This is a genomic window from Capsulimonas sp., assembly GCF_039929585.1.
Lineage (GTDB): Bacteria > Armatimonadota > Armatimonadia > Armatimonadales > Capsulimonadaceae > Capsulimonas.
Genome location: NZ_JBDSQY010000074.1, coordinates 1 through 13,893, shown reverse-complemented (window position 1 = coordinate 13,893; position 13,893 = coordinate 1). Strand labels below are relative to the sequence as shown.

General features: G+C 58.1%; 10 protein-coding genes and 1 pseudogene. All 11 read right to left on the bottom strand.

The window, feature by feature from the left end:
- A partial coding sequence (locus ABIZ35_RS05215) for a DUF1559 domain-containing protein (protein WP_348218815.1) occupies positions 1-718 on the bottom strand: 718 nt, incomplete at its 3' end.
- Between the two features lie 260 nt (positions 719-978).
- A complete protein-coding gene (locus tag ABIZ35_RS05210; RefSeq protein ID WP_348218814.1) occupies positions 979-2,154 on the bottom strand; it encodes a GntR family transcriptional regulator in 1,176 nt (391 codons plus the stop codon).
- Positions 2,155-2,247: 93 nt separating this feature from the next.
- Positions 2,248-3,051 carry a GDSL-type esterase/lipase family protein gene (locus ABIZ35_RS05205; RefSeq protein WP_348218813.1) on the bottom strand — a complete coding sequence of 268 codons (804 nt, stop codon included), beginning with the start codon at positions 3,049-3,051 and terminating at the stop codon, positions 2,248-2,250.
- A gap of 47 nt (positions 3,052-3,098) precedes the next feature.
- Complete coding sequence (locus tag ABIZ35_RS05200) at positions 3,099-3,959, bottom strand: GDSL-type esterase/lipase family protein (protein ID WP_348218812.1); 861 nt, start codon at positions 3,957-3,959, stop codon at positions 3,099-3,101.
- Between the two features lie 94 nt (positions 3,960-4,053).
- Entirely contained in the window at positions 4,054-4,848 is a 795-nt protein-coding gene (locus ABIZ35_RS05195) for a DUF1559 domain-containing protein (RefSeq protein WP_348218811.1), read from the bottom strand.
- A 278-nt stretch (positions 4,849-5,126) separates the two neighbouring features.
- Entirely contained in the window at positions 5,127-6,296 is a 1,170-nt protein-coding gene (locus ABIZ35_RS05190; RefSeq protein WP_348218810.1) for a GntR family transcriptional regulator, read from the bottom strand.
- Between the two features lie 235 nt (positions 6,297-6,531).
- Entirely contained in the window at positions 6,532-7,263 is a 732-nt protein-coding gene (locus ABIZ35_RS05185; protein ID WP_348218809.1) for an SGNH/GDSL hydrolase family protein, read from the bottom strand.
- 104 nt (positions 7,264-7,367) lie between these two features.
- Positions 7,368-8,846, bottom strand: coding sequence for a sialate O-acetylesterase (locus tag ABIZ35_RS05180; RefSeq protein ID WP_348218808.1), 1,479 nt, complete (start codon positions 8,844-8,846; stop codon positions 7,368-7,370).
- Positions 8,847-8,870: 24 nt separating this feature from the next.
- Positions 8,871-11,852, bottom strand: coding sequence for a glycoside hydrolase family 3 C-terminal domain-containing protein (locus ABIZ35_RS05175; RefSeq protein ID WP_348218807.1), 2,982 nt, complete (start codon positions 11,850-11,852; stop codon positions 8,871-8,873).
- Between the two features lie 487 nt (positions 11,853-12,339).
- The gene (locus ABIZ35_RS05170) at positions 12,340-13,515 is read right to left on the bottom strand and encodes a GntR family transcriptional regulator (protein WP_348218806.1); all 1,176 of its coding nucleotides are present in this window, start codon (positions 13,513-13,515) and stop codon (positions 12,340-12,342) included.
- 51 nt (positions 13,516-13,566) lie between these two features.
- Positions 13,567-13,893, bottom strand: a pseudogene (locus ABIZ35_RS05165) (hypothetical protein); the annotation flags it as partial.

Sequence of the window (13,893 nt, the reverse complement as noted above, 5' to 3'; positions counted from 1 at the left end):
TGGCGAGATAGTTGGCGCCGTCGGTGTGGCGCGGGATATTTAATGCGCCCGCTGCGACCAGCGAAGCGACCGGGGCGCGGTTGCCGATATATCCCGTGGCGTATCCTACCGTTGAGCCGCCTCCGCTCTTGCCGGTGATCGTAGACACGCCGCCGTTGGTTGCTGGCGACATGTACGCAGGAACGCTGGTCCAGTTATTCGTGCCTTCGTCCAGAAGGGTGTAGTTCATGCCCGCCCCATTGACGATGCCGGGAGTGGAGCCGGTGACCTCAATCAGCATGACCGTGCTTGCCGGCGCGGCGAGAGCAGCCATGTTCGTATTCACCGACCCGCCCGACGGAGCCATGGTTCCCAGCGCGTTGTTGATGGCGTAGGAGATCGGGTAGGTATTGGCGACCGTGGCATTGGCCGAATCGTCCGGGCACTTAAAGACGCCGACGCTCTTGACATATGGATAGGTGACGCCGGCCCAGCCCTGAATCGCCGACCCAAAGCGCCCCGGCATGAAGCTCTCATCATTGTCTTGCGTGTATTGCATCAGTCCCAGGCCGAGCTGCCTCAAGTTGGAGGCGCAGGAAATCTGTCGCGCTTTCTCGCGAGCCTTGGCGAAAACCGGGAACAAGATCGCAGCAAGAATGGCAATAATAGCGATGACAACGAGCAGTTCAATCAAAGTGAAGCCCGAGCGTCGTGCGGAAAGTAACGGATAGTTTTTCATTGGATGATCCTTTAGGTCAATACAGACGAAGAAGTGCGAACGATGTGCGACGGCTCGCACTGAACAATGCTCCAAATTATCTTTTAGAACACAACAACGTGTTCCTCTGGGGCCTTACTGCATCCATTCTATCAGTAGAACAGGACAATGTCAAGAGGTATGGAGCATTATTCTTGTAAATAATAAAGGGGATTCATTGAAAATGGGGTAGCATATCTGAAATTGTCCCAAATGATTACTTTAGGACAATTTCAGAATGTCTAAGAAACGCCAGGAGTGGAGCTGCTCTCGCGTACGACCAGCTTTGCGGGGAGTTCGACGGACTTTTTGGGACCGGCGGGGTTTTGGAGACGCTGCAGCAGAACTTCCACAGCTTTCTTGCCGATTTCTTCATAAGGCTGCGCGACAGTGGTTAGTCCGACGCCGTTTGGAAGGATCGGCACGATGTCGTCGAACCCTGTCAGCGCCACGTCGCCAGGGACGGAGAGGCCCATGCTTTCGAGACGCTGCATCAGAAAGATAGCTGTGTAATCGTTGAAGACAGCTGCCGCGGTCGGCCGCTTTCCTGTCGGCAATTGGAAGACCGCATCGACCGAGACCCAGTCCTGCTCCTTGTCCCGTGAAGGGATCGAAAGAACGATTTCGTCGAGATCGGCGTCGCGCACGGCGTCAATGTATCCTTGAATGCGCTCTTGAACCGCGCGGATGGGCTCATTCTTCGTGACATAGGCGATCCGCTGGTGCCCCTGAGCGATCAAATGCGCGATTGCGGAGTACATGGATTGATGATTGTCGACGCCGACGAAATCCGTGTCCGCAGAATCGATCTTCCGGTCGATCGTGACCAGCGGGATCGTGGCGGCGACTTCCTCCACCAGCGCGCGGTTGCTTCGATAGGCGTAAGGATAGAACACGGCGCCGCCAAAGCCGCGCTTGAGCAAGTATTGCAGCTGCTCGGCCTCGCGCGCGGCGTTCTCTTCCTCGGAAGCAACCGCGCCCAGGTCGACAAAGACAGCATGGTAGCCGGCGTCGGCGAGCGCCTGGTTCATGCCCCAAAAGATACGCTGCTGGGACGTAAACGCTCGCTCCATCTGTCCGCCGCCGTGCCACATCAGCAGGGCGATGAAGCTTGACGAAGTATAGGAGGCGACGGGGCCGCGGACAAGAGCTTCCGGCGGATCGACTTCGGCGGGGCCGACAATCGGGCGGCAGTGCGGGCGCCGGATCACCAGGCCGCTTTGGACCAATTGGTTGATCGCCGTACGGATCACGCGCCGGTCCACGCCGAGGTCCTCGGCGAGCACGCGCTCCGTCGGAAGCCAGTCGCCCGCCTTGTAGTTGCCCGATTGGATCTGATCGCGCAGAACGCTCGCCACGGAGTTTGTGGGATGCTTCGCGGAAGGCGCCAGCGTTCGTGGTTCTGGTGGTGTCGTCATCTCTTGCATTATACACCATCGCCAGCGATCATGGATGGGGCGCGGCCCTTTGGGGCATGATGGAGTATCAGTAGCCCGTCTGGCTCAATGCGCTCACTTCGCTTTCGGCGCGTCCAGCCGCTCAACACCGTCCAGCGCCGCCAAGGCCAGAATACGCGGCTTGACAATGCTGGCCCATACTTGGTAACCGTCCGCGTTCAAATGCAGACCGTCCGCGCGCAGCAGATTGGGCTGGGGCAGGCCCTCGGGGCTCAGCAGCGGGGAATGAGAATTGATGAAGTTCAGCTTCTCGGTTTTGGAGTTTGTGGCCAGAGTAAACTCTTCGATCAGATGATTGGCTTCCAGAATGTGGGCTTCCTGCTTCCAGCGCAGAACCGATGGGTTGACCGAAAGATAAACGATCCGTGTATCCGGCAGCGCCGCATGTACTTTCGCCACGAAGTCTTTATAGTCCTGAAGAACCTGCTCGGGGGTCCGCGTTCCGTTGTCCAGGTCATTGGTGCCGGCGTACATCACAATGATCTTAGGCTTATATGGAATGGCGATCCGGTCGGCGTAGAGCGTGCTTTGCGCGACGAGGGAGCCGCCGAAGCCGCGATTGATCACCGGGATCTCCGGAAAATCCTTCGCCAACGTGTCCCAAAGGCGAATGCTGGAGCTGCCGATAAACAGCACCGCGCCGGTGGGCGGCATCTGCTTTTGATCGGCTTTCGCAAACGCATTGATCTCCGACGCGAAGGGCGCATCGGCGGGCACGGGAGCAACCGCCAGCGTGGCCGGCTCCGCCATGGCGGGGCGGGCGACGCCCGGTCCCAGCGTTACTCCTCCGGCGATGGCGACGCCGGCGACGAATGCGAAGGCAAACAAGCGATGAGGTGCTGCTTTGCGTTTTGTCATAAGCTTCTCCTGATTACGTGCGTTCATTAAATTTCCATGCGCCGCCACTATTGCGCCTTGGCGGTGTGCAGATGCTGGACGCCATCCATGTCGGCGAGGGCCATAATGCGCGGCTTGATCATCGCCGTCCACACTTTATACCCGTCCGCGTTGAAATGCAGGCCATCGGCACGGAGCAGGCTGGGCTGCGGCTTGCCATCGGGGGTCAAGAGCTGTGGGTGCGCGTTGATAAAGTTCAGTTTCTCATCCTTACTGTTGTTCTCAATCGCGAATTCCTCGATCAAATGGTTCGCTTCCAGAATGTTCGGCTCCAGCTTCCAGCGCGCGACGGTCGGATTGATCGAAAGGTAGATAATTCGGGTCTCCGGCAGCGACGCATGTACTTTCGTCACGAAGTCCTTATAATCCTGAAAAACCTGCTGAGCGCTTTTATTACCATAGGCCAGATCGTTCGTGCCGGCGCAAAGCACAATCATTTTCGGCTTATAGGGAACGGCGATCCGATCCACATAAAGCGTACTTTCCTGAATGAGCGAACCCCCAAATCCACGATTGATCACCGGGATTTCCGAGAAATCCCGCGCCATCGTATCCCAAATCTTAATCGTCGAGCTCCCCATAAACAGCACCGCGCCGGTCGGCGGCATCTGCTTTTGGTCGGATTTCAGAAATTCATTGATTTCCGAAGCGCCGGGAGACTTCGCGGGTATGGGAGTAAATTCTGAAACGACCGGCGCGGGCGGGGCGGGGGCCGGAGCGGCCAGCACAGCAGCGACCGTTGTCGCGGGTGGGTCCGCAGGAACCGGACTGCTGCAGCCGAGGCCGAATGTCAACGCTCCAATGGCCATGAAATTCGCCGCGAGAATAACAGGACGCTTTCGGACAAGTTTTGTTTCGAATCGTTCCATATTGTATAGTTTACCTTTCCAGAAATTTGATCGCGGCACATAAAAACGACCGCCTCCATGGAAGCGGTCGTTATTGCCGGCAAAGCGGTTGAGATTATTTGTACTTGTTGGTTGCGTTGGTCAGCATATCCAGAACGCGTGGCGCGTAGGTAGCGTCCGTATAATTCTGCTCGTCTTTCCGATCCCACAGGTTCACCGTGCCGCTGCCACCCATCACTGTGGTGATGGTTTGCAAAGGACGCATCGACTTGACATGACCGTCACAGAACAGCAGGTTCATTTGTCCCGTATGACCGGCATACAAAGCAGGATTGCCGCCGCTGCCGGTCGCGTTGGCGCCCGTCCAAGTTGGGCTGGTCAATCGAAAATCGGTATTTTCGGTGTTAGCTTCGCAAACCATAACCATTTGTGAAACGTTATCGAAGTCGGCGATGCTGGGGCCAGCGACTCCACGGGAGCCAAAAGCGGCATTATTGACGCCGGTAACGATAGGCGCCGCATAGGAGACATGGGTTTTGTTCGGGTTGCCGGCAACCGGCGGGTCTTGGCCGTCCAGCATGACAGCCGTGCTGCGTGAGTTCGACGGGCACACAAACACCTGGTAGCTCTTGATGTAAGGCTGCAGGGTAACCTGCCAGCTGCCGCCCGTGTTGTCGGCGTTGCCCGGGCTCATACGTCCCGATGGCATGATTTCATCGTTGTCCTGAACGTACTGCATAATACCCAGACCGATCTGCTTCTCGTTGGAAGTACAGCTGATCTGGCGGGCCTTCTCGCGGGCTTTGGCAAATACGGGGAAGAGGATGGCGGCGAGGATGGCGATAATTGCGATGACAACTAGCAGTTCAATCAGAGTAAAACCTGTTCGGGCAGATGAGAAACGCTTCATAATTCAAATCCTTTTAGTAATGGCGAATTGCCGATGGCTGATAACGGGCCACTTATTGATAAAACCAAGCGCCGTCTTGCTTCCGTTAGGCAGCAAGATTATCATTGAGACCATTCTAACACAGCTTCAGCCATCTGTCAACAAATATTGTACAAAATGGTAAATTCATTTCCAACCATTTTTATATAATTGTTGTTTGCTTGCTAAATAGGGGAGAGAATTGGCAGCCAAAGGTGAAAATGGGGGAGACCGAGGCAAGGGCTAGTTGATACAAAAGCTTAAGGAGCAGGGGCGGAGCTGCTTTCCCGCACAATTAGCTGCGCGGGAAGTTCGATGTATTGCTTGGGGAGGGAGGGGTTGTGAAGACGGCTGAGCAGCACCTCGACCGCCTTGCGGCCGATTTCTTCGTAAGGCTGCGCCACCGTGGTCAGCCCGACTCCGTTGGAAAGTTGCGTGGCGATGTTATCGAAGCCCGTGATGGCGACGTCATCCGGTACGGAGAGACCTAATGTTTCCAGGCGATTCGCCAAAGCGACTGCTGAGTAATCGTTAAAAACGACCGCCGCCGTGGGACGCTCTTCCTTTGGCAGATTGAACACTGCGTATACCCCCGCCCATTTTGGCTGCTTAAGGCGTGAGGGCATACACAGTACGATCTCTTCCAGGTCGGCTTTGGTGATTGCGTCCACATAGCCCCGGTGCCGGTCATGAACCGCACGGATCGTCTCAATTTTCGTGAGGTAAGCAATTCGACGATGCCCCGCGTCGATCAGAGAGCTAACCAAATCGAACATCGCTTGATAATTATCAACCCCCACGTGGTCCGTGTCGGCCCACTCGACCTGGCGATCGATCGTCACGAGGGGCATCTGCCGGCTGACTTCCTCCACCAGTTCCCGGTTATGTCGGTAAGCGTAGGGATAGAAGATCGCGCCGCCAAAGCCGTGGTCCAGAATATAGCGCAGCTCCATGGCCTCCCGATCCGCGTTTTCAAGCTCAATACTCACGCCGTCGCCGAGATCCAGAAACACCCCATGATAGCCGTGCTGGCCGAGCGCCTGATTCATGCCCCAAAAAATGCGCTGCTGCGACGTCTGGGCCTGCTCGAAGGTCGGATCGCCATGCCACATCAGCAATGCGATAAAGTTTGAATGCTGGCGGGGAGTCTCCGGCTCGGCTTCGACGACGGCAATTTCCGTCTCTGTGCTGTCCGGAGAGGCGTCAACCGGAGGGACTGGGCCGATGATCGGACGGCAGTGCGGCTGACGAACGATCAGCCCACTTTGAACCAATTGCTGGATCGCAACCCGAATCACGCCTCGATCCACGCCAAACCCCTCGGCGAGCGAGCGCTCGCTGGGAAGCCAATCACCGGTTTTGTAGGAACCCGAGAGGATCTGATCGCGCAGCGCATTCACTACGATGACCACCGGGGTTCTCAAAGGCAATGCGGTCTCTTCTGGTGGTTGTGGCGCCATAGTTGATATTATATCACTCTACGACGCATATCACACACTTGCGCGGCATTCGTAATATCTCATGGAAGCCGCAGCGACGCAATATCAAGATCGAACTTGAATACCCATTGGCGGGACGGCGAGCGAAACACACTCAACCATTTTTAACCATTTCAGAAAAACAGAGGTTATTGGAGGTGGATTTGTTAAGTATTTACTCCCATTCTCACGGCTGCTGCGCTTCTCTGGTCGGGCGGCCAATGATTTTGGTAACGGCTTTCGCCGCAGCCTCGCCGACGAGCTGATAGCCGGCGTCGGTCAAATGCGTGTGATCCTTCGCATCGAAATAACGGCTGTCGTATTCGGCGCCCGGCGCGCCAAAGCGCGGGTCGGCCTGTAGATCGACGACCCCGTCCGCAAACCGTCGCCAGTTGCGCCGGACCAAAGTGTCGTAGGTAGTCGCCTTGGCGTCGAAATCCTTCGCATAGCTCGGGTACGCGGCCATGGGGAGCGTGACGATCAGGATTTTCCAGGGATGCGCGGCCTTTCGCGCCCGGCAGTACTCCTCCACATGGGCGTACGCCTGGGCGCCGTCCTGATGGTAGATCCCCATATTGTTCGTGCCGCCCATAATGATCAGCACGTTTTCCTTCAGCTTGGGATCGTAAAGTGGATCGACATGATCTTTCGCATGGTTGCTGATCCCCTCGGTCGGCCAGCCGGGCAGCCCCACGTTTGTCACCTTCCACCCCTCGCCAAGCCGCATGGCGAGTACACCCGGATAGGTCGTCCCTGTTGCGGTCCCCTCGCCCTTCGAGGCGTGCGAGCCGAACGTCAAACTGTCGCCGTTGCAGATAACCTGCGCCGCCGGAGTTTGCGCGTCCATCGCGCTGGGCGCGAGCAGCAGAGAGGAGGCGGAAAAGACAAACGCAAATACTCGGAGATTGGATTTCAACATAAAACCTAATACGAACTTCCAGAAATGGGTTGTCAATCACATTACCATGGCGACTGCCTGCTGTCAATTGGGGAAATGTGCGGTTGAATGTCATTTCCAGACATTTATTCCATGCCGCGATCGGCGCCAAACGGCGAGGCGGGCAAACCGGCGGCATTGTAAAGCGAAGCGCGGGGATTGTTCGACCAGCTGAAACGCACATAAAGCGGCGATGGAACATCGGCGCTGCGCAGCGTGACCGTGTTTCCCAAAATTTGCGGCTCTGCCCAGTGAAACTGCCTATCGGCGCCCGCGACAGCGAACACGTGGTTTTCGTCGCCTTTTAAACTCAAGGCTCGCGCATGGTCGAACGTCAATTTGATCGCCCCACTTGTCGCCTTCGCGCTACGCAAGATAGGACCGCTGCTTTCTCCTTTGACGCCATACGTATGGTGGAGAGCGCTTTCCGCCAGGCGCAAGCCGGCTTCTTGTTTGTTGGGAAAGTGGACGTTTTTCTCTTCGCCGAGATCGATAACGACAACCAGGTGTGTCTCGGAAATCCGCTGCGATGTCTGCAATTGTGCTTCACGGACATTTGGCCAGGGATCGTCGCGGGGAACGTCGTCAGGCGCCTTGAATTTGGCTAATTGCACGATGTAAAACGGCGTGCGAGAACCAAAGTGGGCTTTCCAATCGTTGACAAGGATCGGCAGCAGTGTTCGATATTGCTCGGCTTCCTTGGCGTTATCCCCGTTCGATTCCCCCTGATACCAGATCACTCCTTTGATTTCGCCGGGCAGCAGCGGCGCGACCTTGCCGTTGAACAGCACTTCAGGCGCGTTGGGATTGCTCAGAGGCAAACTCTGCGGCGCCTCCTCGGTCCGTTTTAACGCGTCCACCGCCGGCTTGAAGTCCGGCATCGCCGCCAATGCGGGGCCGCTCACCCAGGACTCGCCCGGCGTTCCGCTCCACGAGCAGTCGATCAGGCCGATGGGGACTTTGAGATCGTGATAAAGTTTGCGGCCAAAGAAGTAGCCGACCGCCGAAAATTTCTCAATGGTTTGCGGCGTACAGGCTTTCCATGCCCCGGCGGTCTCAAAGGTCGAAATGGGAGCGGCTTTGATTGCATTGGGGACTTGCAGCAGACGGATCTCGGGATAGTCGGCGGCGGCGATCTCAGCCTCCGGGTTATTGGCGCCATGAAGGTCATACGCCATGTTCGACTGCCCGCCGCACAGCCAAACATCTCCAAACAGCAAATTCCTGCGCGTGGCGGCTTCTCCATTTCCTTCCCCAAGAATAGTCAGAGAATGGGGGCCGCCCGCTCGGTGCGGCGCGATGGAAACCGTCCAGCGCCCATCACTCCCGGCCCGGGCCGTTTGCTTTTTGTCGCCGTCGAGCTGTACGACCACATTCGTCTGCGGCTTTGTCCAGCCCCAAATCGGGACTTTGCGATCCCGCTGCAGCACCGCGTTGTCAGAAAACAGCGGATGCAGCAGCGGTCTCGTTTCCGTGCGCGGGGCTTCCTCGGCGTGGACGACTGCGGTCACACCGGCAAACATCAGCGTGGGAAGTACGGCTCCCCAGATTCTCGTATTGATCATTGATAAATTATCCGGGATCTTAACTTATTTGGGCGCACGGACTTCGAAGTCCAGGAGCGATACTCCATACTTCGTCCCGCGTTGGACAGCGAACACACGCACAAAACGCGCTTCGGTGGGATCGAACGAAATATTCTCCAGGCCGCCCTCACTTTGATTCGTCGTGTAAACCGTGCGCCAATTCTGACCGTCGTCCGAGACCTCGACCCGGTATTCGGCGGCGTAAGCGCCTTCCCAGTTCAGCCGCACGCGCCCGATCCTTTGCGCCGCACCCAGATCGATGGCCAGCCATTCGTTATCTCTGGGCTCGCTTTGCCAGCGCGTTTTCACTTTGTCATCAAAGGCAAACTCAGGCCCATGCTCCCCTTGCCCCGATGAGGCGAAGGCGCGTTTCCCAAGCGCAAGATCAGGCGCCGTTTCCACGGGCGGAAGCTGCGTGTCGCCGCGCATGAACGCGATCGGCTCGAAAGAGTTCGCCAGACGCACCGTTGCGTGCTGCGTCAAATTACGCGACGAATCCCCCACTTCAATCTGATACTGGCCCGCGTTCACGCGCCAGCCCTTCGCTTTGACATCGCACCAGGCGAAGTCGCGCGGCGACAGACTAACCGTCGCGATTTTGCTTTCGCCGGGCTTCAAGAACACCTTGACGAAGCCTTTGAGTTCGCGCACGGCTTTGTCAGTCTTGGGCTTCGGGTCATGCACATAGAGCTGCACGACCTGCGCTCCAGCGCGCTTCCCAGTGTTGGCGACTCGCACCGTAGCGGTCAAACGCCCATCCGAAGCCAGCGTTGGGGAAGACAGCTTCAAGTTCGACAGCTGAAATGTCGTGTAGCTAAGGCCGTAGCCGAATGGGAACAGCGGCGCGATGCGGCGCTTGTCGAAGGCGCGATAGCCGACGTAAATCCCCTCTTCGTAGCGAACCGTTCGGCCGTTGCCGCCGAAGTTAGGATAGTCGGGATAATCTTCGCGCTTCACGCCCAGCGTCGTCGGCAAGTGTCCGGACGGGTTGATGTCGCCGAAGAGAACTTGCGCCAGAGCCTGGCCGCCTTCCTGGCCCGGGAACCACGCCTCGACCAGGGCCGGAACCGACTTAAGCCACGGCATTGAAACCGGCGTGCCGTTGTTGAGCACGACGATGGTCTTCGGATTGGCCGCGACGACCTGACGGATCAATTCGTCTTGTTTGTCGGGAAGCGTCATTGAGGGACGATCTTGCCCCTCCCCTTCGGTTCCACGTGTCGTGACGCACACGATAGCGACATCGCTGCTGCGCGCGGCGTCAATGACTTCGGTGAAGGGATTCGTATTGGGTTCGAGGATTCGAAACTGCGCGACGGCGTTGCCGCCGGATTGATAGTATTCCGCGCGCAGTTGGTACGCCTGACCGGCTTTGAGATCGACGACCGCACTGTGCGTCGTGGCGCCGCTGTCGCGCCATGCATCGATGATCAGTTTGCCGTCGATATACACGCGGCAGCCGTCGTCGGCGCGGAACAGCAGCGTGGTGGCGCCGCTCTTGCGCGGCGTAAAGACTCCCGTCCAGCGTGCGCTGTATACATCCGATCCTATTCCTGAGAGCGGGACAGCCATATCCACTTGCGCATCGGTGCGCGTCGATGTCGGCGCGCCTTCGAGGTTCTTGCCGGCGAAATACTCAGCGTGAAAGCCATTTTCCCCTGAATCCGGCGTCTTGACGGAGCCGTCGGGGAACGGACTTCCATTGGAATCTCCGGTGACATAGCGCACTTTGACGCCAGGGCCGACGAGGTTTTGAATGCCTTCGAGCGGACCGACCGAGCGCAGAGGCGTCACGGTCGGACTGCCCCCCGCGCCCACCTGCATTTCTTTGGCGCCGGGCCCGATCAGCGCGATCGAGCGGATTTTGGAAGCGGCAAGCGGCAGCATTTGTCGCTCGTTTTTGAGCAGCACAATCCCTTCCTGCGCCGCCTGAAGCGCGACGGCGCGGCCGGCGGCGGAGTTGACGAGCGCTGGGTCAGGCGTTTTTGGCACATCGACGACGCCGGAGCGCAAGATCGTGCGCAAGATGCGCCGCACGTTCTGGTCGATCTGTCCAAGCGTCGTCGTCCCACGAGCCAGCGCGTTTTTCACTTTGGCGGGCGACAGCATGCCGCGTCCCGGCATTTCCAGATCGTTGCCCGCATCAATGGCGCGCAAGTTGTGGACGCCGCCCCAGTCCGACATTACCGTGCCGTCGAACCCCCACCCGCGCTTCAAAATATCGTTGAGCAGATAGGAATTGCCCGAGGCGTACGGCCCATTGAGCATGTTATAAGACGACATTACCGTCCACACGCCGCCATCTTTGACGCCCGCTTCAAAGGCAGGCAAGTAAATCTCCCGGAGCGCGCGTTCGGAAACCTGGACATTGACCGTGAATCGATCCACCTCTTCGTTATTGCAGGCGAAGTGCTTGATGCAGGCCACTGTCCCGGTTCCCTGCATTCCCTGAATGTAGCCGACGGCGAGACGTCCCGCCAGAAACGGATCTTCGGAAAAGTACTCGCCATTGCGTCCGCCGAGCGGCGAGCGCTGAATATTGACGGCTGGTCCCAGCATCACCTGAACGCCGGTCCCCTTGTTCTGCGCCTCCACGCCAATCGCCGCGCCTACGCGCCCCACTAAACCTGGGTCCCACGTCGAAGCCATCGCGACACCCGAAGGAAACGCCGTCGCCGGCCCAAGCGTTGTGTCCAGACCACCGCGCACGCCCTGCCCGGCGTCCGCCATCCCCATCGGCGGGATGCCCAAACGCGGGATCGGCTGCGTGGTGAACTCCGTCCCCGCCAAGAGTGAAATCTTTTCATCCTCGGTGAGACGCCCCATCAAATCGTCCACACGCGCCTCCAGAGCCGCTCCAGAATTTTTATACGTCGGCACGGCGTCAGCGCGGGCAATGCTCGCAAGAGCCAAAGTCGTCAGTGAAACTGCGGCGATCCGGCGGCTGACTTTCGCCCCACGGGTCGTTCCTAAAAAACGGTGCATGAATTGCGTCCTTAGTCGTGTTATAGCTTCGCGCCGCTGCGCCGGTATTCCGGTGTGGGCGCGATATCCAGACAGGACCCAATATAGCACGGGGGCTACAGGATGTCAAGAGGAAATTCCAATATGGATCAGTTATGGGGATATTTGGAACGAATCAAAGACGTTGACGTGCTGAGGATCAAGAAGATGATGGAGTAATCTGTGCATGAGGACACCAGCGGTTAATGCGGTTTGATGCTTTAATCCCGCAATCGACCCGGAAGGCGCCGGCGGTTAAAACCGCGCCTACAAGTGCGCAGAAACCCACCTGCGCGGGTTACAGGATCGATCACTTAACCGTTTTACAGAACGCGAATTGTAGATGTTATCGTTGAGGAATATGTAGTCCCTGAGGGGGGACTTCTGCGATCTTCGAGGCGCGGTTTTAACCGCCAGCCTCTTGCACTCTCGACTCGCGTCCCAAGCCTTCCAGCTATGGGACGTGAGTCTAGGAAGACGGGCCGCGACTGCTTTCGCGCACGATCAGCTGCGCGGGGAGCGCGACGACTTGCCGTGGGCCTTGGGGGTTTTGGATACGGTTCAGCAGCACTTCCACGGCCTTGCGACCGATGCCTTCGTAGGGCTGCGCGATAGACGTCAGCCCGACGCCGTTGGGGAGAGTTTGCGCGATATCATCGAAGCCTGTCACCGCGACATCGCCCGGCACGGTGAGGCCGGCGTTGGCGAGAGGGATCATCAGGTCTACCGCCGAGTAGTCATTGAAGACGACCGCCGCTGTCGGGCGTTCGCCCCTGGGCAATCGGAAGACGGCGTCGATCGAAGTCCAGGGCTGAAGGAGGCCATCGGCGGGAATGCAGAGCACCAGCTCATTGAGACTGGCGGCGCGCATGGCGTGGATATAACCCATTAAGCGATCCTGGACCGGGCGGATCTGCTCGTTCTTGGTGATGTACGCGATACGCCGATGTCCCTTTTCGATCAGATGCATGACCGTATCGTAGATCGACAGGAAGTTATCGACGCCGACAAAATCGGTATCGACGCCGTCCACCTCGCGGTCGATCGTGACCAATGGAATTTTTCGGCGCACTTCCTCAACCAGCTCCTGGTTATAACGGTAGGCGTAGGGATAGAAGATGGCGCCGCCGAAACCGCGCTGGACGATATAGCGCAGGTGCTCGGCTTCATGCTTGGCGTTGTCGGTATCGGAGGTGATGCGGCCCCCAAGCTCCACGTATACGGCGTGATAGCCCGCTTCCGCCAGCGCCTGGTTCATGCCCCAAAAGACGCGCTGCTGGGTGGTGAAGGTGCGCTCGAATCGGTCGTCGCCATGCCACATCAAGAGTGCGATGATATTGGAGTACGGGGCCGGAGTTTCAGACTCTACGGGAGCGTTTTGAGACGCTTCGCCGCCGCCGATCTGCCCGATAATCGGGCGGCAGTGCGGGCGACGGACGATCAGGCCGCTCTGGACCAATTGCTGGATCGCCGTGCGGATGACACGGCGATCCACGCCCAGCCCCTCGGCGAGCGAACGCTCGCTGGGAAGCCAGTCGCCCGCCTTGTAGTTGCCTGATTGAATTTGATCGCTCAGCGCGCTCACCACGGAATTGATCGGGTTCTTCAAAGATGGCGCGAGCGTTCCCGGTTCTGGTGGTGTCATTTGTAACATTATATCACCGGGCGGCTCCATTTGGCGCCATAAGACGAGAATCTAGCCGGGAGGCACACACAGCATTCCGACAACGACGCTGCTGCAATCCCAGGAATACAGCGCCGTCGGGAGATCCGGCGTCCGGCGGTACCAGCAGCAATCGGACAAACCTCGCGAGTTCCGATAAGCCCACCCGTTATTCACGCACGCTTGCAGGTAGGGAATGTTATAACCCGTCTTCGCAAGCCAGCGCAGGCAGATGCCGTTGAAGCCGCCGGCGTCGGAGCCGTAACCAGATGTCTGCATCGTCACGCCCCAATGGTTCTGCACCCATCGCCCCGCCGCCGGGTATCGACTGGTGTCCCCAAGATAATAAGCGGTCGCGGC

Coding starts and splice junctions, on each gene's coding strand:
- ABIZ35_RS05195 (WP_348218811.1), bottom strand. CDS start 4,848: ATGAAGCGTTTCTCATCTGCCCGAACAGGTTTTACTCTGATTGAACTG.
- ABIZ35_RS05200 (WP_348218812.1), bottom strand. CDS start 3,959: ATGGAACGATTCGAAACAAAACTTGTCCGAAAGCGTCCTGTTATTCTC.
- ABIZ35_RS05210 (WP_348218814.1), bottom strand. CDS start 2,154: ATGACGACACCACCAGAACCACGAACGCTGGCGCCTTCCGCGAAGCAT.
- ABIZ35_RS05180 (WP_348218808.1), bottom strand. CDS start 8,846: ATGATCAATACGAGAATCTGGGGAGCCGTACTTCCCACGCTGATGTTT.
- ABIZ35_RS05170 (WP_348218806.1), bottom strand. CDS start 13,515: ATGACACCACCAGAACCGGGAACGCTCGCGCCATCTTTGAAGAACCCG.
- ABIZ35_RS05205 (WP_348218813.1), bottom strand. CDS start 3,051: ATGACAAAACGCAAAGCAGCACCTCATCGCTTGTTTGCCTTCGCATTC.
- ABIZ35_RS05185 (WP_348218809.1), bottom strand. CDS start 7,263: ATGTTGAAATCCAATCTCCGAGTATTTGCGTTTGTCTTTTCCGCCTCC.
- ABIZ35_RS05175 (WP_348218807.1), bottom strand. CDS start 11,852: ATGCACCGTTTTTTAGGAACGACCCGTGGGGCGAAAGTCAGCCGCCGG.